At 67.3% G+C, this 19990-nt stretch carries 25 protein-coding genes; 18 read left to right on the forward strand and 7 right to left on the reverse strand.

Features of this window, described 5'->3' with window-relative positions:
- Positions 1-30: 30 nt before the first annotated feature.
- Positions 31-1410: an aminotransferase-like domain-containing protein gene (locus AC13GF_RS02530; RefSeq protein ID WP_483003113.1), complete on the forward strand. Its 1380-nt coding sequence runs from the start codon at positions 31-33 to the stop codon at positions 1408-1410.
- Here the strand turns inward: AC13GF_RS02530 and AC13GF_RS02535 are convergent.
- Complete coding sequence (locus tag AC13GF_RS02535; protein WP_483003114.1) at positions 1349-2293, reverse strand: LysR substrate-binding domain-containing protein; 945 nt, start codon at positions 2291-2293, stop codon at positions 1349-1351. The genes AC13GF_RS02530 and AC13GF_RS02535 overlap by 62 nt on opposite strands.
- A gap of 115 nt (positions 2294-2408) precedes the next feature.
- On the opposite strand from AC13GF_RS02535, the gene AC13GF_RS02540 reads away from it, so the two are divergent.
- Together AC13GF_RS02540 and AC13GF_RS02545 are read left to right on the forward strand one after the other, a co-directional pair.
- Complete coding sequence (locus AC13GF_RS02540; RefSeq protein WP_483003116.1) at positions 2409-3107, forward strand: glutathione S-transferase family protein; 699 nt, start codon at positions 2409-2411, stop codon at positions 3105-3107.
- Positions 3108-3194: 87 nt separating this feature from the next.
- A complete protein-coding gene (locus AC13GF_RS02545; protein WP_483003117.1) occupies positions 3195-3869 on the forward strand; it encodes a class I SAM-dependent methyltransferase in 675 nt (224 codons plus the stop codon).
- Between the two features lie 3 nt (positions 3870-3872).
- On the opposite strand, the gene smqnr is transcribed toward AC13GF_RS02545, so the two are convergent.
- A complete protein-coding gene (gene smqnr / locus AC13GF_RS02550; protein ID WP_483003118.1) occupies positions 3873-4520 on the reverse strand; it encodes a SmQnr family pentapeptide repeat protein in 648 nt (215 codons plus the stop codon).
- Positions 4521-4680: 160 nt separating this feature from the next.
- On the opposite strand from smqnr, the gene AC13GF_RS02555 reads away from it, so the two are divergent.
- Both AC13GF_RS02555 and AC13GF_RS02560 read left to right on the forward strand, forming a co-directional pair.
- The gene (locus AC13GF_RS02555) at positions 4681-5457 is read left to right on the forward strand and encodes a DeoR/GlpR family DNA-binding transcription regulator (RefSeq protein ID WP_483003119.1); all 777 of its coding nucleotides are present in this window, start codon (positions 4681-4683) and stop codon (positions 5455-5457) included.
- A gap of 11 nt (positions 5458-5468) precedes the next feature.
- Positions 5469-6602: an MFS transporter gene (locus AC13GF_RS02560; protein WP_483003120.1), complete on the forward strand. Its 1134-nt coding sequence runs from the start codon at positions 5469-5471 to the stop codon at positions 6600-6602.
- Between the two features lie 9 nt (positions 6603-6611).
- On the opposite strand, the gene AC13GF_RS02565 is transcribed toward AC13GF_RS02560, so the two are convergent.
- From AC13GF_RS02565 to AC13GF_RS02585, 5 genes are all read right to left on the reverse strand, one after another.
- Positions 6612-8117, reverse strand: coding sequence for a PepSY domain-containing protein (locus AC13GF_RS02565; RefSeq protein WP_483003122.1), 1506 nt, complete (start codon positions 8115-8117; stop codon positions 6612-6614).
- An 11-nt stretch (positions 8118-8128) separates the two neighbouring features.
- Complete coding sequence (locus AC13GF_RS02570) at positions 8129-10267, reverse strand: TonB-dependent receptor (protein WP_483003123.1); 2139 nt, start codon at positions 10265-10267, stop codon at positions 8129-8131.
- 129 nt (positions 10268-10396) lie between these two features.
- Entirely contained in the window at positions 10397-10792 is a 396-nt protein-coding gene (locus AC13GF_RS02575) for a DUF2946 family protein (RefSeq protein ID WP_483003125.1), read from the reverse strand.
- A gap of 210 nt (positions 10793-11002) precedes the next feature.
- Positions 11003-11257 (reverse strand): hypothetical protein, encoded by a 255-nt coding sequence (locus AC13GF_RS02580; protein WP_054171134.1) that lies wholly within the window; start codon positions 11255-11257, stop codon positions 11003-11005.
- Between the two features lie 11 nt (positions 11258-11268).
- Complete coding sequence (locus AC13GF_RS02585; protein WP_054171133.1) at positions 11269-11493, reverse strand: hypothetical protein; 225 nt, start codon at positions 11491-11493, stop codon at positions 11269-11271.
- A gap of 488 nt (positions 11494-11981) precedes the next feature.
- On the opposite strand from AC13GF_RS02585, the gene AC13GF_RS02590 reads away from it, so the two are divergent.
- The 13 genes from AC13GF_RS02590 (at position 11982) to AC13GF_RS02650 (ending at position 19990) form a co-directional block, all read left to right on the forward strand.
- Positions 11982-14318 (forward strand): VapE domain-containing protein, encoded by a 2337-nt coding sequence (locus tag AC13GF_RS02590; protein ID WP_483003126.1) that lies wholly within the window; start codon positions 11982-11984, stop codon positions 14316-14318.
- Positions 14318-14602, forward strand: a complete 285-nt coding sequence (locus tag AC13GF_RS02595; RefSeq protein ID WP_483003128.1) for a DUF7696 family protein — start codon at positions 14318-14320, stop codon at positions 14600-14602. The genes AC13GF_RS02590 and AC13GF_RS02595 overlap by 1 nt, the downstream gene beginning before the upstream one ends.
- A gap of 65 nt (positions 14603-14667) precedes the next feature.
- The gene (locus tag AC13GF_RS02600) at positions 14668-14895 is read left to right on the forward strand and encodes a hypothetical protein (protein WP_010483758.1); all 228 of its coding nucleotides are present in this window, start codon (positions 14668-14670) and stop codon (positions 14893-14895) included.
- Positions 14896-14936: 41 nt separating this feature from the next.
- The gene (locus AC13GF_RS02605) at positions 14937-15575 is read left to right on the forward strand and encodes a deoxynucleotide monophosphate kinase family protein (RefSeq protein ID WP_483003130.1); all 639 of its coding nucleotides are present in this window, start codon (positions 14937-14939) and stop codon (positions 15573-15575) included.
- Between the two features lie 154 nt (positions 15576-15729).
- A complete protein-coding gene (locus AC13GF_RS02610; RefSeq protein WP_478471978.1) occupies positions 15730-16113 on the forward strand; it encodes a hypothetical protein in 384 nt (127 codons plus the stop codon).
- Between the two features lie 355 nt (positions 16114-16468).
- On the forward strand, positions 16469-16897 hold the full coding sequence (locus AC13GF_RS02615) for a Mor transcription activator family protein (protein WP_019336914.1): 429 nt from the start codon (positions 16469-16471) through the stop codon (positions 16895-16897).
- Positions 16894-17244 carry a hypothetical protein gene (locus tag AC13GF_RS02620; protein ID WP_005408337.1) on the forward strand — a complete coding sequence of 117 codons (351 nt, stop codon included), beginning with the start codon at positions 16894-16896 and terminating at the stop codon, positions 17242-17244. Before AC13GF_RS02615 ends, AC13GF_RS02620 begins: the two co-directional genes overlap by 4 nt.
- Entirely contained in the window at positions 17241-17726 is a 486-nt protein-coding gene (locus AC13GF_RS02625; protein ID WP_483003132.1) for a glycoside hydrolase family 24 protein, read from the forward strand. The genes AC13GF_RS02620 and AC13GF_RS02625 overlap by 4 nt, the downstream gene beginning before the upstream one ends.
- Positions 17723-18100 carry a hypothetical protein gene (locus AC13GF_RS02630; protein WP_483003134.1) on the forward strand — a complete coding sequence of 126 codons (378 nt, stop codon included), beginning with the start codon at positions 17723-17725 and terminating at the stop codon, positions 18098-18100. Before AC13GF_RS02625 ends, AC13GF_RS02630 begins: the two co-directional genes overlap by 4 nt.
- On the forward strand, positions 18084-18347 hold the full coding sequence (locus AC13GF_RS02635) for a hypothetical protein (protein WP_483003135.1): 264 nt from the start codon (positions 18084-18086) through the stop codon (positions 18345-18347). The genes AC13GF_RS02630 and AC13GF_RS02635 overlap by 17 nt, the downstream gene beginning before the upstream one ends.
- Positions 18348-18457: 110 nt before the next feature.
- Positions 18458-19012, forward strand: coding sequence for a hypothetical protein (locus AC13GF_RS02640; protein WP_483003136.1), 555 nt, complete (start codon positions 18458-18460; stop codon positions 19010-19012).
- Positions 19009-19599 carry a phage baseplate assembly protein V gene (locus AC13GF_RS02645; RefSeq protein WP_317614005.1) on the forward strand — a complete coding sequence of 197 codons (591 nt, stop codon included), beginning with the start codon at positions 19009-19011 and terminating at the stop codon, positions 19597-19599. Before AC13GF_RS02640 ends, AC13GF_RS02645 begins: the two co-directional genes overlap by 4 nt.
- Before the next feature lie 52 nt (positions 19600-19651).
- Entirely contained in the window at positions 19652-19990 is a 339-nt protein-coding gene (locus AC13GF_RS02650; protein WP_483003137.1) for a GPW/gp25 family protein, read from the forward strand.

The raw sequence follows: 19990 nt of genomic DNA on the forward strand, positions 1-19990 counted from the left end.
TACTGCCCACACTTCCACTACGGTTCCGCCATGCCGCGTCCGCTCACCCGCATCGAATCGGTCATCCAGACCGTCCGCACCCGCATCAGTGCGCGGCTGGATGGCCCCGGCTCACGCCTGCCCTCGGTACGTGCGCAGGCGGCGGCGATGGGGGTATCGGTCTCCACCGTGGTCGAAGCCTACGAGCGCCTGGCGGCCGAAGGCCTGATCAGTGCGCGCGCAGGCTCGGGCTTCTACGTCAGTGGCCCGGCCGCACCGCTGGCGCTGGCCGAGATGGAGCCGCGGCTGGACCGCGCGGTGGATCCGCTGTGGGTATCACGGCAATCGCTGGAAACGCCCGCGGGCCACCTCAAGCCAGGTTGCGGCTGGATGCCCAGTGACTGGCTGTATCACGATGGCGTGCGCCGCGGCCTGCGCCGGCTGGCGCGTGCCGATGCCATGCAGCTGGTCGACTACGCTGGCCCGCTCGGGCTGCCCGCGTTGCGCCAGCTGCTGCAGAGGCGCAGCGCCACGCTCGGCATCGATGCACCGATGGAGCAGATCCTGCTGACCGAATCCGGTACGCACGCGGTCGATCTGCTCTGCCGTTTCCTGCTCAAGCCCGGCGACTGCGTGCTGGTCGATGACCCCAGCTACTTCAACTACCACGCGCTGCTGAAGGCGCACCAGGTGCAGGCCATCGGCGTGCCGTACACGCACAGCGGCCCGGACCTGGAGGCGTTCGCGCAGGCACTGCAGGCGCATTCGCCGCGGCTGTACATCACCAATTCCGGCCTGCACAACCCGACCGGTGCGGTACTTTCCGCGAGCACCGCACACCGCCTGCTGGGCCTGGCCGAACGCAGCGAACTGATCATCGTCGAGGACGACATCTTCGCCGACTTCGAACTGGAGCCGGCGCCGCGACTGGCCGCGCTCGATGGGCTGTCACGGGTGATCCACGTCGGCAGTTTCTCCAAGACGCTGTCGGCAGCGTCGCGCTGCGGCTACATCGCTGCGCGCCACGACTGGATCGAGGCACTGACCGACCTGAAGCTGGCGACCAGCTTCGGCGGTGGCCATCTGGCCGCACAGTTGATGCACATCGCGCTGACCGACAGCGGTTACCGCCGCCACATGCAGTCGATACGTTCGCGCCTGGCCGATGCACGCCGGCACACGCTGCGCAAGCTGCAGACGCTGGGCATCACGCCGTGGCTGCAACCGGAAGCTGGCCTGTTCCTGTGGTGCCAGCTGCCCGATGGCCGCGACGCCGCCGCACTGGCGCGGCAATGCCTGCGCGAGGGCATCGTGCTGGCGCCGGGCAACGCGTTCAGCCAGTCGCAGCGCGCGGCCGACTATGTACGTTTCAACGTTTCGCAGTGCCAGGACCCAAGGATCTGGCAGGTACTGGCGCGCGCGCTGCGTTGAGCTGGTAATGCGCGACAAGCGCATCCACCACCACGCGGACGCCCGGCAACTGGCCGCGACGATGCGGCAGCAGCACGCTGGTGGTGACTTCGCCGGCATGCCACGCCGGCAGCACCTGCTGCAGGCGGCCGGCGGCGATGGCCGCAGCACACAGGCTGTGTGGCAGCACGGTGATGCCAAGACCCGCTTCTGCCGCCGCGATCAGCAGCTGCGATTCATTGCCGACCAGCGCCACCTGCGGCTCCACCTGCACGGTGCGGGCGTCGGCGCCGTGCAGCGTCCAGCGCGTTGCATGGCGCGCGGTCAGCAGGCCGGCATGCACGCGTAGCTGCTCGGGCGTGTCCACTGCCGGCGCGGCTGCCAGATAACCAGGTGACGCCACCAGCACGATGCGTTCGCTGCCGAGCATTCGCTGCACCAACCCGGAATCCGGCAGCGGACCGAAGTGGCTGCGCAGGGCGATGTCGATGCCTTCCTGCGCCAGATCGATGAAACGATCACTCACTTCAACTTCGATACGCAGCCGTGGATAGCGGCGGGCCAGTGCAGGCAGGCACGTGGCGAGCTCGCCCTGCACCACCGGAATCGAAGCGCTGATGCGCACGGTGCCGCTGGGTTCGGCCTGGCGGTCGCGGACAATGGCCTCGGCAGCCTCAACCTCGGACAGCGCCGCGCGTGCACGCTCGAAGAACTCCTGACCGACCTCGGTCAATGCGAAGCGGCGCGAACTGCGCTGTAGCAGCCGCACCTGGAGCTGTTCTTCCAGCAGCGCCACGCGCTTGCTCAGGGTCGAGCGCGGCAGGCCCAGATGGCGCCCGCCTGCAGCGAACCCGCCCTGCTCCACTGCGGTCACGAACAGGGCCAGATCGTTGAGGTTGAGCACGGGCAACGTCCACAGATGTGGACTTCAGGATGCCATTCGAACGGCTTCCGGGGCAATGTCCACGCAGGCACGCTTTGATCACCCGCCGCATCGCGGCTTGAACCGGAAACCTGCCATGACCCCGATCCTCTTCTACGGCGTGCCCTCGGGCTGCTCGTTCGGCTCCATCGTTGCGCTGGAGTGGCTGCGCCAGCCGTATCACCTGTGCCGCATCGACATGCCCGGCCAGGTGCAGGGCGAAGACTACCGCCGCCTCAATCCGCTGGGCGAAACCCCGACCCTGCGCACTGCGCGGGGCGAACTGCTCAGCGAGAGCCTGGCCATCCTCAACCACCTGGCTGCGCTGGGTATCGCGCGTGGGCTGGGCTTCGCACAGGGCACGTCCGGCTTCGACAGCCTCAATCATCGGCTGGCCTATCTCAACACCAGCTTCTTCGGTGCCTACGCCCCGCTCTGGCATGCGCTGGAACACGCCGAGGGCGATGACGGCGAGGCGCTGCGTGCCTATGGCACCACCAAGGTGCGCCACGCCCACCAGGCGCTGGAGCAGATGATCGGCACGGGCCCGTGGCTGCTGGGCGAACAGCGCAGCTTTGCCGATGCCTACTTCGCCGGCATCGCGCGCTGGAACGACTATCACCAGGTGGTCGATCGTCGCGAGTTTCCCAGGGTGCAGCAGCTGTTCGAGCGCCTGCAGGACGACGCCGGCGTGCAGTTCGCCCACGCCATCGAAGCGCAGCAGCCGGCAACCAGCAGCGGTGGCTTCCTCGGCGAGGTGCGGCTGGAAGACGTGCTTGAGGCAGCGGCGGCCTGAGCCCTGTCCTGCCCGTGCGGCAGCGGCGCGCAATGCCTCTTGCGCGCCGCGCTACAGTGGTATGTCCCCCGCCGCAGGAATCCGCGCATGTCCACGTTCTCCGACCCGCAGGCGGTGGCCCGCTATGCCGAAGCGCCACTGCGCCAGGTGCCCGGCTTCCTCGCCCTGCAGCAGATGAGCCGCCTGCTGCTGGCCGAACGCGTTCCTGCGCAGGGCCGTGTGCTGGTGCTGGGCGCCGGTGGCGGGCTGGAACTGAAGGCTTTTGCCGAGGCGCAGCCGGGCTGGCAGCTGCTGGGCGTGGACCCGGCTGCACCGATGCTGGCCCTGGCCGAACAGACACTGGGTCCGCTGATGTCGCGCGTGCAGCTGCTGGAAGGCTACATCGACGATGCGCCCGATCTGCGCTTCGACGGTGCCAGCTGCCTGTTGACCCTGCATTTCCTCGATGCCGGGCAGCGCCTGCACACGCTGCGCGAGCTGCACCGGCGCCTGCAGCCCGGCGCGCCGCTGGTGGTGGCGCACCACAGCGTGCCGCAGGATCCGGCCGGCAAGCTGCGCTGGTTGCAGCGCTACGCAGCGTTCGCCGAAGCTTCGGGGGTTGCCCGGGCCGATGCGCAGCGCGCGATCGACGCCATTGCCGAGCGGCTGCCGCTGCTGGCCCCCGAACAGGAAGTGGCGCTGCTGCAGGAGGCCGGCTTCGACGGCGTGGAACTGTTCTATGCCGGCTTCAGCTTCAAGGGCTGGGTGGCGTACGCCGGGTGATGCCTACGGCACCACCGTGATGCCGATCCGCTGCATCAACAGCGCCACCTGCTGCACGTCCAGCGTGGCGCCACGCAGGTTGGTGCTGCGCAGGTCCAGCTCGCCCAGCTCCGAGTTGGTCAGGTCGCAGTCGGTGAAGTTGGCGCTGTTCCAGTCGATGCCCTCGAACTGGCCGCCGGACAGGTCCGAGCCGGCGAAGCTGGCGCCGCTCACGTTCGCACCGTCCCAGCGGTTTTCCCATAGCTCGCACTTCTCCAGCGTCACCCGCGAGAAATTGGCATAGCGCAGGTTCGACTTCTTGATGAAGGCGCTGCAGAACCAGCTGCGCGTGGTGATCTGGTTCATGAAGCTGGCGTTGCTGAAGTCCGCGCCCTGCGCACGGCACTCGCTGATCTCCAGGCCCAGCGCCTTGATGAAGTTGAAGTGGCACATGCTGATGTCGCAGCTGCGGAAACTGGCTTCCTTCAGCGTGGCGCCGTTGAAGCGGCAGCCGGTGCGGCTGTCGGCATCGTAGAAACTGCAGTTGATGAACTCGGTGCCGGTCAGGTCCGCGCCGGAGAAATCGCACTCGTGGAACTGCTGGTCGACCACTTTCTGGCCGGTGTACTGGTCCGCGCCGATGCGCAGCTTGCGGTGAACGGTGGGGGACATCAGGGATTCCATGCCAAGTGCCCCGCCATGATGCCGGGCCGCGAGGGCGATCCATAGACCCCGGGCGCCGGCGGGTTCACCGGCAGTCCAGCCGCCCTGTGCCCACTTCCATCCAATGCACGTTGTTGCACGTTTATGCGCGAACGTGCAGACTTGCGTCATGAGCTCCGATCCCAGCCCCCTCCCCGCCCAGCGCACCCGGCAGATCCTCGAGGAACTGCGCCAGCAGGGCCGCGTGGTCGCCGCCGAACTGGCGCGCCGCTATGCCGTCTCTGAAGATTCGATCCGCCGCGACCTGCGCGAGCTGGCTGCGCAGGGGCTGTGCCAGCGTGTCTACGGCGGCGCCGTGCTGCCGCCACCCAAGGAACGCCCGTTGCGCGAACGCCTGACCCGCGACCGCGGCGACAAGGCCGAGCTGGCCGCCCGCGTCTGCGCGTTGCTGCACCCCGGCCAGGTCGTACTGCTCGACGCCGGTTCAACCAACCTGGCGATCGCCCAGCAGCTGCCGGCCGCTCTCGGGCTGACGGTGATCACCAATGCCCCGCAGATCGCCACCGCCGCCAGCATGCTGGAAGGCACCTCGGTGCAGCTGATCGGCGGCCGCCTGGCCAGCGGTGGCGGTGCGGTCGGTGCCGAAGCGTTGGCCCAGGTGCAGCGCCTGCGTGCCGATGTGTACCTGCCCGGCCCATGCGCGGTGGACGGCGATACCGGCGTGTGGGCGATGGATGCGGAAGAAGCCACGCTGAAGCGCGCGATGGTGGCCTGCAGCAGCCGCGTCATCGTCGCCGCCACCACTGAAAAGCTCGGCGCGCGCGGCAACTGGCAGATCGCCAGCCTGGACGAGATCGACGACCTGGTGCTGACCACCACCGCACCGCCCGCCTTGGCGGCACGCTTCCGCGCCGCCGGCATCGCGGTGCACCCCACTCCCCCCTGACCGTCCCGCTCATGTCCCTTGCCAACCGCGCGCGTGCCGAACAGCACGCGACCCGCGCTGCATTCTTCATTCCCGGCTTCGCCACCGCGCTGTGGGCCACCCTGGTGCCGTTCGCAAAGGCACGCACCGAAATCAACGACGCCACGCTGGGGCTGGTACTGCTCTGCCTCGGTGCCGGTTCGCTGCTGGCGATGCCCTTGTCCGGCGTGCTGGCCGCGCGCCTCGGTTGCCGCCGGGTGATGGTGGCCAGCAGCCTGCTGATCTGCCTGACCGTGCCCGGCCTGGCACTGGCCGGTTCGGCGTGGGCGCTGGGCCTGGTGCTGTTCGTGTTCGGTGCCGCCGTGGGCGCGATGGACTGCACGATGAACGTGCAGGCTGTCATCGTCGAGCGCGAAGCGCGGCGCGTGATGATGTCCGGCTTCCATGCCTTCTTCAGCATCGGCGGCTTCCTCGGCGCGGCCACCATGACCGTGCTGCTGTCCGCACAGCTGCCGCCCTTGGCATCGGTGCTGATCGGGGTGGGCGCCATGCTGCTGGTGATGCTGCTGTCGGCAGCGCACTGGCACAGCGAACGCATGCCGCATGACACACCGATGCTGGCCCTGCCGCATGGCATCGTGCTGTTCATCGGTGTACTCGCTTTCGTCGCCTTCCTCGGCGAAGGCGCGATGCTGGACTGGAGCGCAGTGTTCCTCAGCGATGTGCGTCGCGTCGATGCCAGCCTCGCCGGCATCGGCTATGTGACCTTCACCCTGACCATGACGGTCGCACGCCTGTTCGGCGATGCACTGGTGGCACGCGTGGGCCGCCAGCGCGCGATTGTCTTTGGCGCTCTGCTTGCTGCGGCGGGCGTGCTGGTGCTGACCCTGGTCACGCCGTGGCAGGCGTCGCTGGTCGGCTATGTGCTGGTCGGCCTCGGCTGCGCCAACATCGCGCCCGCACTGTTCTCGCTGGCTGGCCACCAGACCCGCATGCCCGGCGCACTGGCCATCACCGCCGTTTCCACGCTGGGCTTTGCCGGCATCCTCGCCGGACCGGCGCTGATCGGCTTTGCCGCCAACCACTTCGGCCTGATCGCCGCGTTCGTCGGCGTGGCCACCGCCTTGTTGCTGGTGGCCGTGTCCACGCGCTGGCTGCGGGTGTAGTCCAGGGCATCAGCGCAGCCTGCGCCGCAGCTTCATCCGCAACCGGCGGTAGCCGATCACCGTGGCCGTCGCGCACAGCGCGGTGCCCGCCAGGCTCAGCAGCAGCAACACAGCCAGCCGGGTGGTGTCCTGACGCAGCATCGCCGGCAGGTCCCAGCTGTGCAGGAAGTAGAACAGCCAGCGCCCCACCCGCTCGCGATGCCCCATCGTCAGCAACGGATCGCCGGTGGCCAGATCGAGGTAGACGCGCGTCGCCTCGGCATCGCCGAAATCCACCACCGCCACCGGGAAGCGGCGTACCGCTGCGCCGTTCATGGCTTCCGGTGCACGCGGGTAGAAGTACGCATCCGCCGCATGCTGGACCCGGTAGCCCTGCATGGGTGCATCCGATAGCGCCCGCACCTTCTGCTGCAGCCACGCGGCCGGCAGCAACCGAGCAACCTGCAGATGGCCGTCACTGCCGGACACAATGCGGGTATCGCCCTGCCCGTCCAGCAACACTGCAAACAGCTCACCACCGATGCGTCGCCACTGGATCTCCACCGGCCGGAAGCGCTCGGCATCGGCCACCGCCAGAAGCTTTGCCGGCTCAGCCAGCGCGCCATCCACCGCTACCGCGCCGCCACGATAGCGTCCGCTGTCGATCGCTTCGCGCGTACTGCTGAAGACGCCCAACGGGTTCATCGACATCAGCCCGCTGAAGATCCAGGTAAACACGAAGGCCGCAGCCACCAGCCCGATCAGATGGTGCCAGCGCATCCATGGTTCGACGTATGGCGTCTTCGCACCCGAACGGTAGTGCCCATGGAAACGCCAGCGCCACACTCCCACCACGATGCCGCTGACGGCGGCAACGGTGCACAGCGCGGAGAGCACGATCACCACCCACGTCCACACCGGGTCCACCGACTGCATGCGCAGGAAGTACAGCCAGTGCAGCCAGGCGCCCACATAGTTCCAGCGCTGCTGCACATGCGGAGCGTCCAGCACGACTTCACCGGTACGCGAGGACACATACAGGTCGCCCGGCTGCGCGCCGCCCACCTCAACGCGATACAGCGGTCGATGCACATCCAGTGCGCGCGAATGCGTCCAGCGGTCCTCCTCCACGCGCATCGCACCCACGAAGGCCTGGCCGCCCGCGAACTGTGCAGCGGATGCTTCGGCGCGCTGTGCCGACACCGGCAGCAGCGCCTGGCCGGTCACCGCAGACCAGGCACCCACGTTGCTGCCACTGCGCACCACGTAGGCCGGCTCGCCACGCAGCGTCGTCAGTGCCACGGCCTCCGGCTCGTTCTGCACGGCGGCCGGCAATGCCGACAGCCCCTGCCAGCCGCGGGCATCCGCCAGCACCGGCAACGCCGCCAGCCGCTCACCCGGCGTCAGCTTCGGGTAGCCGATGAACAGCATCACCATGCCACTCACGAACCACAGCAGCATCAGCAGGCACCCACCGATGCCCAGCCAGCGATGCACCAGGTAGGTCCAGCGCTTGGCGGTGGATGACAGCGTCATGGCCGGCGTCCTCAGAAGCGATGGTCGACGGTGAATTCGACGCGCCGGTCCGCACCCAGCAGCCACTGCGTGCTGGTGTAGTACGCGGTGGCGTAGTACGCCTTGTCGAACACATTGAACAGCCGCGCGGACAGTCGCGTGCGCGGTGCCGCCTGCCAGGTCAGTGCCAGGTCGGTGGTGCTGTAGCCGGGCAGCTCCAATGTGTTGGCGTTGTCGGCGTAGCGCTTGCCGACGTAACGCACGCCACCTGTCGCATTCCAGTCCGGTGCGAACTGCCAGCTCAGCCACACATTGGCCAAGCGCTCGGCCACGTTCGGCGGCACGTTGCCATCTCGCGATACCAGTACCGCCGGCGAACCGGTGGTTTCCAGGAAGTCCTCGAACTCGGCCTTCAGTACCGTGGCATTGGCATCCAGCGACCAGTGCGGCGCGAAGTTCCAGTTCAGCGACGCCTCAATACCGCGCGAGGTCTGCGCGCCCACCTGTACCCGGCGATCCGGCACCAGTGGATCGCGGCTGAGCAGCCCGGTCTTGCGGATGCGATACGCCGCCAGCGTCCACTCGCCACCGTCGAAGGCCTGCTTCAGGCCCACCTCGAGCTGCCGCCCCTTGGCCAGATCGAACGCTCCATTGGCGGGGCTGATCATCAGCAGTCCGCTGACCGGATCTGCCGCCTGCGAGTACTGCGCATACAGGCTCAGCGTCGGCTGCAATGCGAACACCGTACCTGCACGCCAGCCGGTGCTGCTGTAGGTCTTCGAGAACGCGTTCTGGCCGCTGATCAGATCGGTGCGATCGATGCGCGCGCGGTCGTGGCGCAGCCCACCCAGTACCGACCAGCGTTCGCTCAACGCCAGCCGGTCCTCCACGAACAGCGCGTACTGCTCGGCGCGGTTGCGATAGCGCGGCAGGTTTGGTGCATCGCTGGCGAACTGGCCTGGCACCGGATCGAACGGGTCGACCGGGCCCGAACTGCCCGCGTAGGTGTTGTTGGTGTGCTTGAAGTGCGCGCGGTTGGCATCGAGGCCCACGGCGAAGCTGTTGGCCAGGCCCGCGATGTTCCCTTGTACCCGAAGCGTCGAGGTCAACCCGGTCTGGTCCTGGTTGTGGGTGATCTCGGTATTGCCCGAGCGATCGATCAAGCCGGTAGCGCGGCTGTAGACATAGGCTTCGGCATTGCGCCAATCGCGCTGGCTGTCGATCTGGTAGAGGCGCGTTCGCCATTCGACGTTTGCGTTCGGTGTCCACAGCGCATCAAGCTGGGTCCAGCGGTCGCGGTAGCGGATCTCGCTGTCGTCCACGTTGTAGTTGCGGTGGCGCAGCGCCTCCAGCTGGTGGCCCTCGACCAGCGGCGTGCCAAAGTAGCGCATCGGTTGCTGATAGCCCTGCGCATGGGTGAGCGTCAGCTGCAGGTCCTGCCGGGGCTGCCACAGCAAGGCGCCGGAGAACGTCGCGTCACTGTTGCGCCCTCGATCAACCCAACCACCGCTGTAGTTGCCACTCACATCCAGCCGGTAGGCCAGCTCGGGCGTCAGCGCGCCACCACTGCCGAAGCCCAGACGCGCGGTGTCCTCGCTGCCCACGGTCACGCTGATCTCGTTTTCGATTGCACCGCGCGTGGGCTTTTTCGGCACGATGTTGATCACGCCGCCGATCGCACCGTCGCCATGGATCACCGAAGCCGACCCGCGCAGCACTTCGATGCGCTCGATCGACCAGGTATCGAACGGGAAGGTGATGCCCACGCCACCGTACTGGCGCAGCCCGTCGTACAGGCGCATCACCGAGGCGCCATCGGTGAAGCCACGGCTGGACAGCGCACTCAGTCCATTGCCCGGGTGCGGCATGGCGCTGATCGCGCCTGCCCGGCTGATCGCATCGTTGAGGTTGGCATCGCCACGCTGCTCCAGCTGTTCGCGCGAGATCACGGTCAGGCTTGCTGGCGTCTGCAGCACGCTCAGGCCCAGCGCAGACCCGGCGCTGGCGGTGGAAGACAGTTCACCGCTGCGGGTGTCGACCACGCGCACGGTATCCAGCGTGGTCGGGGGTGCCGTATCGGCGGCAAGGGCCGGCACGGCGTGCAGCAGGGACATGCACAGCGCAGGCAGCGTCGCCCTGCGCAGGCGCGCGGAGTTGGGGTTGGTTTTCATTTGTTCACGGCATGCAGGGCCCCCCCGCAGTGGCAGGGCAGCTCAGGGAGTTCGGGGAACGCGCACGCAGTAGTGCCAGGTCATGCCTGGCAGCTTGGGAAAATCAATCCAAAGGCGTGCGCGCAGGGCTCAGACGGCCATCAGTGCCGGCGGCCCACGCGCTCCCAATGTGCCGCTGATCCGTTGCGGCAACGCCTGCACCGCACCGCGCAACGCGCGGCATACCGGCGCCATCGGCGCCAACAGCAGCAACGCCGCCACCAGCAGAGTGATCAGCCGCGCGGCGATCAGGCAGTAATCGCAGTCCACGCCCATCTCATGGTCGGCGTGTGGATCGGCAGCGGGCTTCTTTGCAGCCTCGCCGTGCGGCATCGCCATCGCGTGATGCTCGTGGTGCCCTTCCATCGTGTGCTGCGCATGCTCTGCGTGCATCGCGTGGTCCATCGCCGCAACCGGCGCAGCGGTAGCCACGTGACCATGCGCCAGCCAGCGGCTCACCAGCGGGGCGAGCAGCACCAGCAGCATGGCAAGCCATGCCAGGACCTGGAACCGGCGGTGGAGAGCAGAACGGAGCACGCCGCCATTCTACGGGGCTGCAGCCAACCTTGGACCACGTTCAGGGTTTCCAGAAAGGTGGTGCGACGTTATGACGCAGCCACGGACGCAGGCGCTCTCCATGGCACCAAGGGGGACGGAAGGCGACCTGACGGCCCCTTCCGTCCCCGCGTCACATCGCTAGAACCGCGCGGGCTGCTGCACCGCGCGTTCCAGGAACATGACGCCCGCCTGCAGGCTGTTGCGGGCGTTCTCCAACCAGCGCTCCGGATCGGCCACCGCGAATCGCTCCTGTGCATCCACATCACCCGAGTCGGCCAGGTCAGCCAACTGCAGATGGATGTGGTTCTCCACCAGGCTCACCAACAGGGCGAGCTCGGCCGACAATCCGGCGATGCGTTCGGTGAAGCCAGCGTCGTTGCTGTTCAGAGACATGTCCCCTGTTCCTATGCGTTGCGGTGTTGATGGATGGCTTCGAAACGCTCGGCACAGGCGGGCCCACAGAACAGCCTGGCCGGATCGTTGTCGAAGTCTTCGCTGCAGTCCGGGTTGTGGCATTCCCCAATGGGCGTGAGAGGGGCAACGCTGCGGGCCCGCGTTGCGTGCTGGGCCAGTGCTCGTTGCAGATGGCGCGCGTCCAGTTCCTGCGCTTCGTCGATGGTGTCCGTCATGCGGGTTGTATTTTATCGAGGGGTCGTCGCACTGATTGAGAACGCCGCGTCCGCAGTCTGCGGCGCGCATGTGGCGTTGTGCCAGGACATTTCATTGAGGTCGGCTTCAGTCATGCGGGCTCCTTGTGCATGGGCGCCCTGGCGGGCGTTTGAGAGAGAGTGAAGGGCCGCGTCGAACGGCCCGGCCATCATCCGGAAACCGGTTCTCGCCGATTGCGACGCATGACGGCGATGATGCTGATCTGCGATCGCAGTCGCATGTCCAACCGCATGGAGTGCCTGTGGCGTCTCCGGGGACGGCAGGTATCCAAAGGTGTTGCAAATGGTGGATCCATCCGACACCATGAACACATCAACACCTCCCATCACCTACTGACCACTTCGCGTCGGGCCGCCGCCGCATGGCCTGCACAGGGCAGGCATCGCACAGCGCCGTTGCCATCCACGGCCGCTGTGCACCGAACAATGTTCCAAAGGGGTCCCGCCGAATGTACACACCGCACCCAACGCAGGACGTCGTCCCAGCGTTCCTGCAGGCCATGCATGCACACGGCATCGTGCCGGATGCGCGCGGACGCGATGCACTCAACGCCAACGGCACGCTGGTGCGCTTCCACGTGGAGGGTGACCGCCGTGGCACGCGCAATGGCTGGGCGGTCCTGTTCGGCGACAACGTACCCGCCGGCGAGTTCGGCAGCTGGCGTACCGGCACCCGTCACGCCTGGTGTGCACAATCACCGGCCACGCTGAGTCCCACCGAGCAGCGCGCGATCCGGCAGCGCCAGGAATCGGCCCGGACCGAACGGGAGCGGCAACAACGCGAGCGCGAGGATGCCGCAGCCAAGGCCGCCAACGTACTGTGGCAGCGGGCCATGCCCGCCGACGACAGCCACCCCTATCTTGCCCGCAAGGGTGTACACGCTCACGGCCTGCGCGTGGCGGCGTGGCCGGTCCGCAACAGCGATGGACTGGTGTTCCGCCACATCGAGAATGCGCTGTTGGTGCCGGTGGTGAACACTGCCGGGCGCATCGTCTCCCTGCAGGCGATCCTTCCCCGCACCGACCCGGCACTGGGACGCGACAAGGACTTCCTGGCCGGTGGCCGCAAGCAGGGCTGCTTCCATGTCATCGGCAAGCCATTGCCCGGGCTTCCCATCGCCATTGCCGAGGGCTATGCCACAGCAGCGTCGATCCATCAGGCCACCGGCTGGTGCGTCGTGGTCGCATGGGATGCAGGCAACCTGACGGCCGTGGCCCGTGCCTGGCACAACGCCGTACCCGACGCCTCGTTCGTGCTCTGCGCGGATAACGACCAATGGACGCTGCAACCACTGGAGAACCCTGGTGTCAGCCAGGCCACGCAGGCTGCGGCGGACATCGGTGCTCGGGTGGTCTGGCCGGAATTCGCCATCGTGCACGGCGACGATGATCGCCCCACCGACTTCAACGACCTGCATCGGCGTGAAGGCCTGGAGGCACTGCGCGCGCAGCTGCTTCCCGACCCGCCGTGCGCACCGGACGAAGCACCCGCCGACAGCGGCACACGCTCCCCGGCCGCCGCGAGCTACCAGGTTCCCGGCAACCTCTCCGCCTTCGATACCTTCACTCCGTTCCCGGACAGCAGTGCACGCGGCCGCCCGTTGCCGACCGCGCGCAATCTCGCCGAGCTGTGCCGGCGCACCGGCGTTACGGTGCGCTACAACGTCATCCGCAAGGACCTGGAGATCCTGGTGCCGGACCTCCAGTCCACGATCGACAATGCCAAGGAGGTTGCCGCCGGCGAAGTGATGGACTGCATGCACCGTGCCGGCATGGCCACCGCCAGCTTCGAGACCAACCTGTGCCAGGTGGCCGAAGCCAATCCCTACAATCCCGTTGCCAGCTGGATCACCTCGCAGCCCTGGGATGGCCAGTCCCGCCTCCAGGCGTTCTTCGACACCGTGCAGGAAGCCCAGCCCACGCGCATGGCCGATGGCCGCATCCTGAAGGAGGTGCTGATGCAGCGCTGGCTGATCTCCGGCGTGGCGGCCGCCTTTGAACCGGATGGCGTGGTCGCTCGTGGTGTACTGACCTTCGTCTCCAAGCAGAATCTGGGAAAGACGCGCTGGGCACGGCAGCTGGCACCTGCCGAACTGCAGCTGATCGCCGATGGCGTGGTACTCGACCCCGCCAACAAGGACAGCGTCAAGCAGGTCATTTCCAAGTGGATCGTGGAACTGGGTGAAGTCGACGCCACCTTCCGCCGCACCGACATAGCCGCGCTGAAATCATTCATCTCGCGCAGCCACGATGAAATCCGCCGGCCTTACGCACGTACCGAATCGCGCTATGCGCGGCGCACCATCCTGTTTGCCAGTGTCAACGACGAGCGCTTCCTGCGTGACGCGACCGGCAACAGCCGCTGGTGGACCGTGCATGCCGTGGCATTGGGAGAACCGGCGCGGATCGACATGCAGCAGGTGTGGGCCGAAGCCCATGCGCTGTACCGCAATGGCGAGAGCTGGCACCTGTCCGGCGAAGAGCTGGATGCCCTCAATGCCACCAACAGCGAGCACGAGCCCATCTCACCGATCGCCGAGCTGATCGACCGCCACTTCGACTGGTCCCTGCCCGCCGAGCATTGGAGCGCGCACTACCGTGCCACCGAGATCGTCATCGCGGTCGGCATCGACAAACCGAACCGGCGCGAGGTCAACGAGGCTGCCGCCTACGTGGTGAAGCGGCATGGCGTACGCACCCGCGTGGTGGGCAAGGAGCGGGCAAAGGTGTGGCTGATGCCACCGCGCAGCCGCAGCATCGCCGAACACATCGCAGGACCGTTCTGATGCCACGTACCCATGATGGCCGCGAAGTCGGCAGCGACAGCGCCGAGTGGCGCCTGGACTGCGAGGCACGTCGCCTGCTGCAACTGGCGGGCTATCGCTGCACCGACGCTCAAGGGCGGTGCAGAACGATCAGTCCGCGCCGGCATCGCCAGCAGTACCTGGCGCGCGTGCAGGCCGCCAGGGGTCCTGTGGAGCGCGAGCGATTGGCGTCGCTGGCGGTACGGCAATGGATCGCCACTCCCCCTCCCAACCCGGCGAGGACGCAAGTAGATGAAAGGTGTTGACTGGAATGGTCCACAAGGGCAAGATGACTGTATCGGCCACGCCACCTTCCAGGAGCGCTTCCGCCATGCCTCGACCCCGACTGCATGCCTTCGAAGGTGAGCAGCTCACCGTGCGACAGATCCACCAACGGGTACCGGTACTGTCCGAGCGGACCATCCGCGATCACCTTGCTGCCGGCCGCCGTACGCGTACCGCCATGTTGTGCTTTGACCCGATCGCGGCGGCTGCGCGCGGTGGCCGCATCACCCAGCGCATCCTGCGCGCCCGCAGCACCGCCGCACGTGATTCCTGATCCACCGGCAGCGGCCACGTCCTTCCAGGAGTAGATTCCCCATGATTCCCGCTTCCCTCGACAGCGGCCATCGCATGATCGCCGATACACTGGCCGCGTTCCGTGCCGGGCCTGCCCTGGCCAGCACTGCGCTTCGCGCACGCCCGCAGGCGGGTCCGCCGCTCTACATCGGCATCGCCGGCGCCAAGCGTGCGGGCAAGGACACCCTCGCCAACGGGCTGGCGTCGGCACTGGCACTGCCCTGCGACAGCTTCGCCGCACCGCTGCGGCAGTTCGTCGCGTCCATCCTCGGGCTCTCCCTGCGTGAACTGGACAGCCGCAAGGAGGACACCATCGACTGGTTGGCCGAACTCACTCCTCGCCACCTGATGCAGACCGCGGGTACCGAATGGGGGCGCGACCGCGTCCATCCCGAGCTGTGGGTACGCTCGCTGTTCGCGCGCCTGCCTGCGGGAGGACTGGTTCCCGACGTCCGCTTCAGCAATGAAGCCCGCGCGATCCGTCGCCGCGGGGGTGTCGTGATCCGCGTCAGCCGCCCGGGTCATGGAGGCCATGACACCCACGCCAGCGAGCAGCCACTGCCCGATGACCTGGTCGACATCGAGGTGAGCAACGACGGCAGCCAGGCTGATCTGGTACGCAGGACGCTGGACCAGCTGCTGTCGCGCGGCGTGATCTGAGCCTGGAGCAGGGCCGCGCTGCCCTGCAGCTTCCCCTGCCCCAACCGCAGGTTCCGGCCCATCATCGGCGAAAATGATGTAAGGTCGTCCCCCATCACCGACGGCACCTGTCGTCACCCTGCATCCCCAACCACTTTCGCAAAGAGGAATTGTCATGGAGGTCGAACAGTTCACGTCGACGCGCCAGAAGGCCATCGAATTGTTCAAGTCGCAGCCCAAGGGTGGCAAGGACATCGTGAGCCTGGACGCGATCTTCATCTCGCTGTGCTCGCTGGCCAACGCCCGGGCCGAGACCGGCACCACCCGGCAGGATCGCACTGCGGCTCGTCCCGGCAGCCAGCAGCCGCCCGCGCCGTGGTTCACCGAGACCCTGGCCGCCCTGAAGGGCAAGGGCGAGTCGATCACCGTGGCGCGGTTCCTGATGTTCGCCAACCGCTTCCCGGTCAAGCGCATGGACCAGGTCAATGCAGCGCGCTGGCTGCGTGATGCCGGTTACATTCCGCGCAAGACCGGCGGCAACCTGGTATTCGACCTTTGATCCAGCATCACCTGCAGTCCTGAAGCCCCGGCATCGTCCGGGGCTTTTTCGTTTCAGGGCCTGCTCACCTGCATGAGGACGGCCACCGGGACGCCATCCTCACCCCGTACCTGCCACAGCCCCTTGATCTGCCTTTCCCTCCCCCTGTGAGGACTGCGAGTACGAAGGAAAGAGCGAACACCAGTAGCAACAGCCAGTAGCCGCAGGGCGTCACACGCTGCCGTGCAGCCCTCCTCACCCGTCCTCGGGGTGCCGATGAACATCTTCAGCACACACAGCTGAAAGTAGACGAAAGGTGTTGACTGGCGAAGTGGGATGGCAACAGTGGAGATCAATGCCACTGAAGACATCCTCCATGAACGCCCTGCCCGACAGCATCCAGACCCTGGCCGAGGTCATCGGCGAATCCGCAGCCCTCACGCTGGTGCGTGCGTGGCCGCCGACCACCTCCAGCACCACCGGCCGTCATCGCGTCATCGTCTACGTTCCCTCCACCCTGCCCGACCAGCATCGCCTGATCGACATCCTCGGCCGCGACGTGGCCCAGCGGCTGGTCACCCACTTCGGTGGCGAGCTGCTGTTCCTGGCCTCGTGCTTTGCAGCCAATGCCCATGAGCGCCGCGAGCAGATCGCACGAGCGGTCGCCTGCGGCATGCCGCGCGAGCACGTCGCGCGCGAGTTCGGTGTTTCGCAGACCACCATCAAGCGCGCCCTGCGTGGCGCCCGTTCCGCGCCACCGCCCGCGGTCCATCCGGCCCTGCTCAAGGGGTACGCACGCGCATGAACGAGAGCGACCTGCTGGCCGGTGTACCGGACTGGGCCAAATATCTGGGGGGAACCTCGGGTGTACTGATCGCGGTGTCGCTGTGGCTGCGCCAGTGGTTGTCGTCGGCCAAGGTCGACCGCACCGCAGACGAGGCCACCAGCAACACCCTGCGCACCCTGCAGGAGCAGCTCGCAGCCGAGCGTACCCGCGCCGACGGCCTGATGCACGAGCGCGAAGCCATGGCCCAGGAGATCGGCCAGCTGCGCGGAGAAGTGAGCGCCCTGCGCGCGCAGATCGCCCAGCAGAGCGTGCAGATAGACGCTCTGTTGAACCTGGTGCGCAAGCAGCCGGGGGCCGCCGCGTGACCGCCGCTGCAGCCAGCGCCCTCGGTGGTGCCAACGTCGCCGCATTCCTGGACATGCTGGCGGTATCCGAAGGCACCGACATTCCCAGCCAGCGCTCGCGTGACCGCGGCTACGACGTGATCGTTGGTGGTCAGCTGTTCAACGACTACCGCGACCATCCCCGCGTGCTGGTGTCGCTGCCACGCTATGGCATCAAATCCAGTGCCGCCGGCCGCTACCAGTTCCTGCGCAGTACCTGGGATGATCTGCGCGCGCGGCTGGGCCTGCCCGACTTCGGCCCGGTTTCGCAGGACCGCGCGGCCGTGGCGCTGCTCAAGCAATGCGGTGCCTACGAGTTGATCCGCCTCGGTCGCTTCGATGCCGGCGTCAACGCCGCACGACGCATCTGGGCGTCACTGCCGGGCGCCGGCTACGGGCAGAAGGAGCACGCACTGGAAGCACTGCGCGTGGCCTACCGCGCCGCCGGCGGAGGCCTGCAGTGACGCCCCTCGCCCTGCATTTCCGCGTGGGCCTGCTGGTCCTTGCCGGTACCCACGCAGGCTGCGCCTGGCTGGGGTGGACGCTGCGGGACCGCAGCGCGGACCTTGCCATCGCCACCGTGCAGACCGCACAGCAGGCATCGCGCGCTGATGCGGCGCAGGCCGCACATCAGCGGGACCTCGGCAACGCCCGCGCAGGTGCGCAGGCCGAATCGCAGCGCCTGGCCACGCAGGCCGAACGCACCCGGCAGTTCCAAACCCTGCAACAGGACATCGAGACCCATGCCAAGACTCCTGGCCGTGATCGCGGCGATGCTGATGCTGAGTTCGTGCGCATCTGGCGCGAAGCCAACGCCGGCCGTGCCCTGTCGCGTTGATCTCAGCATCGCCCCGGCGCAGCTGCGTGCGCCGGATGAGCTTCCAGACCTGCAGGCGGCCAACGACGATGCGCTGCTACGCAATCACGTTGCGGTCGCGCGGCAGTACCACGCACTGGCGGACCAGCTGCGTGCCCTGCTGTGCAGCCTCGGCAGCCAGCAGGGGATCACCCTCAACGGTACAGCGCCAACAGCACCTGCGGAGTGCGCAGCCACCGGCACTGCCACCACGCAACAACAGCGCTGATCCCCGCGGCCACGCCTGCAATGTCCCATGCGACGGGTGATGGCAACACTGGATGCAGACAGCGCGCGTCTCCAACCAGGCGCGTCCTCCCATTCAACGCACGAGCTGACATGGCGACCGACTCCCCCTCTTCCATTCTCGACACACTGCACTCCGCCATCGAAGCCGCGATCCGCGTGCGCTTCCCGGACTTCGCAACCGTCGAGTTCTATCGCGAACCCAGCGCTGAAGGCTTGGCCACGCCGGCCTGCCTGCTGGCGATGACCCGCTGTGATCGCAGCAAGGACAAGGACGATGGCAGCGGGCAGATGCAGGCACTGCTGCGCTTCGAGGCACGCGTCGTCGTCGCTGCCGCCACTGCCGGCTCAGCACTGCAGCTGCGCAAGGCCGCCGTCGCGCTCGCCACCTGGCTGCACCAGCTTGGCCGGTTCCCCGGTGCGGCCAGCGGCGCGATCGAAGTGATCGCCGCACTGCCCGAAGACGCGGCGGCGGCGCAGCCAGGCCTTCGCACCTGGCTGGTGGAGTGGTCGTTGCCGGTCGCCTTGGGCAGCAACGCCTGGGAGGAGAACGGAGGCGCAGTTCCCCAGGCCTTCTACAGCTTCGTACCGGAGATCGGTCGTGATCACGAAGCGCGCTACCAGCCCATTGAAGGAGCAACACCATGAGCGCCGAACACGCACGCCTGATCGGCAATCTGCTGATGATCGGCGTCGTGCGCGAGCTGGACGAAGCGGGCGGCCGCGTGCGCGTGGATGCAGACGGCATGCTGACCGACTGGATTCCCTGGCTGGAGCGCCGTGCTGGTCCAGGCGTGCGCAGCTGGTGTGCCCCCGAACCCGGCGAGCAGGTGCTGCTGGCCTGTCCCTATGGCGACCCGGGCCAGGCACTCGTTCTCGGCAGCCTGTACCAGGATCGGTTCCCGGCGCCGGCCGACTCGCGACTGCGGCACCGCACCGAGTTCGCCGACGGCAGCGTCGTCGAGTACGACCAGGAAACCGCCACGCTCAACGTCGATGTCGGCAGCGGCAAGGTGATCGTCACCTGTGCAAGTGCACAGGTGATCGCCAGCGAATCGATCGTGCTCGATACGCCGTCGATCAAGGCGACCGGCGACCTGGACGTCACCGGTGCGATCAGTGCCGGCAAGGACATCAGCACACCGGGCGAGGTCAAGGCCGGCGCCATCGGCCTGAAGGCACACAAGCACACCGCACAGGGTCCCACCGCACCCACCACGCCCGCGCAGCCCTGAGCGGCCACGCGTGCAATGCCCTGAAAACCCGCACTCCACGACGATAGAGGCCATGCGAGGAATCGACGCCAACACCGGCAAATCACTGGATGGGCTCGCCCATCTGCACCAGTCCGTGCGTGACGTTCTCACCACGCCCCTTGGCTCCCGGGTACTGCGCCGTGAATACGGTTCGCGCGTGTTCGAACTGATCGATGCGCCGACCAACCGCTCGCTGCGCATGGACCTGATCGCGGCCACCGTCGACGCACTCGCGCGATGGGAACCGCGGCTTCACGTCGAGAACGTCGACGTCTCCCTCCCCGCCCCCGGCTTGATGATCCTGGCAGTGACCGGGATCCACCTGCCCGACGGCGAGGCCATCACCATCGAAGGAATCGAGGTTCGCTAA

This window comes from Stenotrophomonas sp. 22LJNL06-5-1 (assembly GCF_056861455.1).

Bases quoted from the DNA above. Each gene is read 5' to 3' on its own strand.
- AC13GF_RS02570 (WP_483003123.1), bottom strand. From the start codon at position 10,267: ATGAAAACCAACCCCAACTCCGCGCGCCTGCGCAGGGCGACGCTGCCT.
- AC13GF_RS02645 (WP_317614005.1), top strand. From the start codon at position 19,009: ATGAGCGCCGAACACGCACGCCTGATCGGCAATCTGCTGATGATCGGC.
- AC13GF_RS02620 (WP_005408337.1), top strand. From the start codon at position 16,894: ATGAACGAGAGCGACCTGCTGGCCGGTGTACCGGACTGGGCCAAATAT.
- AC13GF_RS02565 (WP_483003122.1), bottom strand. From the start codon at position 8,117: ATGACGCTGTCATCCACCGCCAAGCGCTGGACCTACCTGGTGCATCGC.
- AC13GF_RS02605 (WP_483003130.1), top strand. From the start codon at position 14,937: ATGATTCCCGCTTCCCTCGACAGCGGCCATCGCATGATCGCCGATACA.
- AC13GF_RS02530 (WP_483003113.1), top strand. From the start codon at position 31: ATGCCGCGTCCGCTCACCCGCATCGAATCGGTCATCCAGACCGTCCGC.
- AC13GF_RS02575 (WP_483003125.1), bottom strand. From the start codon at position 10,792: ATGCTGCTGGTGCTGCTCGCCCCGCTGGTGAGCCGCTGGCTGGCGCAT.
- AC13GF_RS02590 (WP_483003126.1), top strand. From the start codon at position 11,982: ATGTACACACCGCACCCAACGCAGGACGTCGTCCCAGCGTTCCTGCAG.
- AC13GF_RS02595 (WP_483003128.1), top strand. From the start codon at position 14,318: ATGCCACGTACCCATGATGGCCGCGAAGTCGGCAGCGACAGCGCCGAG.
- AC13GF_RS02600 (WP_010483758.1), top strand. From the start codon at position 14,668: ATGCCTCGACCCCGACTGCATGCCTTCGAAGGTGAGCAGCTCACCGTG.
- AC13GF_RS02555 (WP_483003119.1), top strand. From the start codon at position 4,681: ATGAGCTCCGATCCCAGCCCCCTCCCCGCCCAGCGCACCCGGCAGATC.
- AC13GF_RS02640 (WP_483003136.1), top strand. From the start codon at position 18,458: ATGGCGACCGACTCCCCCTCTTCCATTCTCGACACACTGCACTCCGCC.
- AC13GF_RS02650 (WP_483003137.1), top strand. From the start codon at position 19,652: ATGCGAGGAATCGACGCCAACACCGGCAAATCACTGGATGGGCTCGCC.
- AC13GF_RS02585 (WP_054171133.1), bottom strand. From the start codon at position 11,493: ATGACGGACACCATCGACGAAGCGCAGGAACTGGACGCGCGCCATCTG.
- smqnr (WP_483003118.1), bottom strand. From the start codon at position 4,520: ATGTCCCCCACCGTTCACCGCAAGCTGCGCATCGGCGCGGACCAGTAC.
- AC13GF_RS02580 (WP_054171134.1), bottom strand. From the start codon at position 11,257: ATGTCTCTGAACAGCAACGACGCTGGCTTCACCGAACGCATCGCCGGA.
- AC13GF_RS02560 (WP_483003120.1), top strand. From the start codon at position 5,469: ATGTCCCTTGCCAACCGCGCGCGTGCCGAACAGCACGCGACCCGCGCT.
- AC13GF_RS02540 (WP_483003116.1), top strand. From the start codon at position 2,409: ATGACCCCGATCCTCTTCTACGGCGTGCCCTCGGGCTGCTCGTTCGGC.
- AC13GF_RS02615 (WP_019336914.1), top strand. From the start codon at position 16,469: ATGAACGCCCTGCCCGACAGCATCCAGACCCTGGCCGAGGTCATCGGC.
- AC13GF_RS02545 (WP_483003117.1), top strand. From the start codon at position 3,195: ATGTCCACGTTCTCCGACCCGCAGGCGGTGGCCCGCTATGCCGAAGCG.
- AC13GF_RS02610 (WP_478471978.1), top strand. From the start codon at position 15,730: ATGGAGGTCGAACAGTTCACGTCGACGCGCCAGAAGGCCATCGAATTG.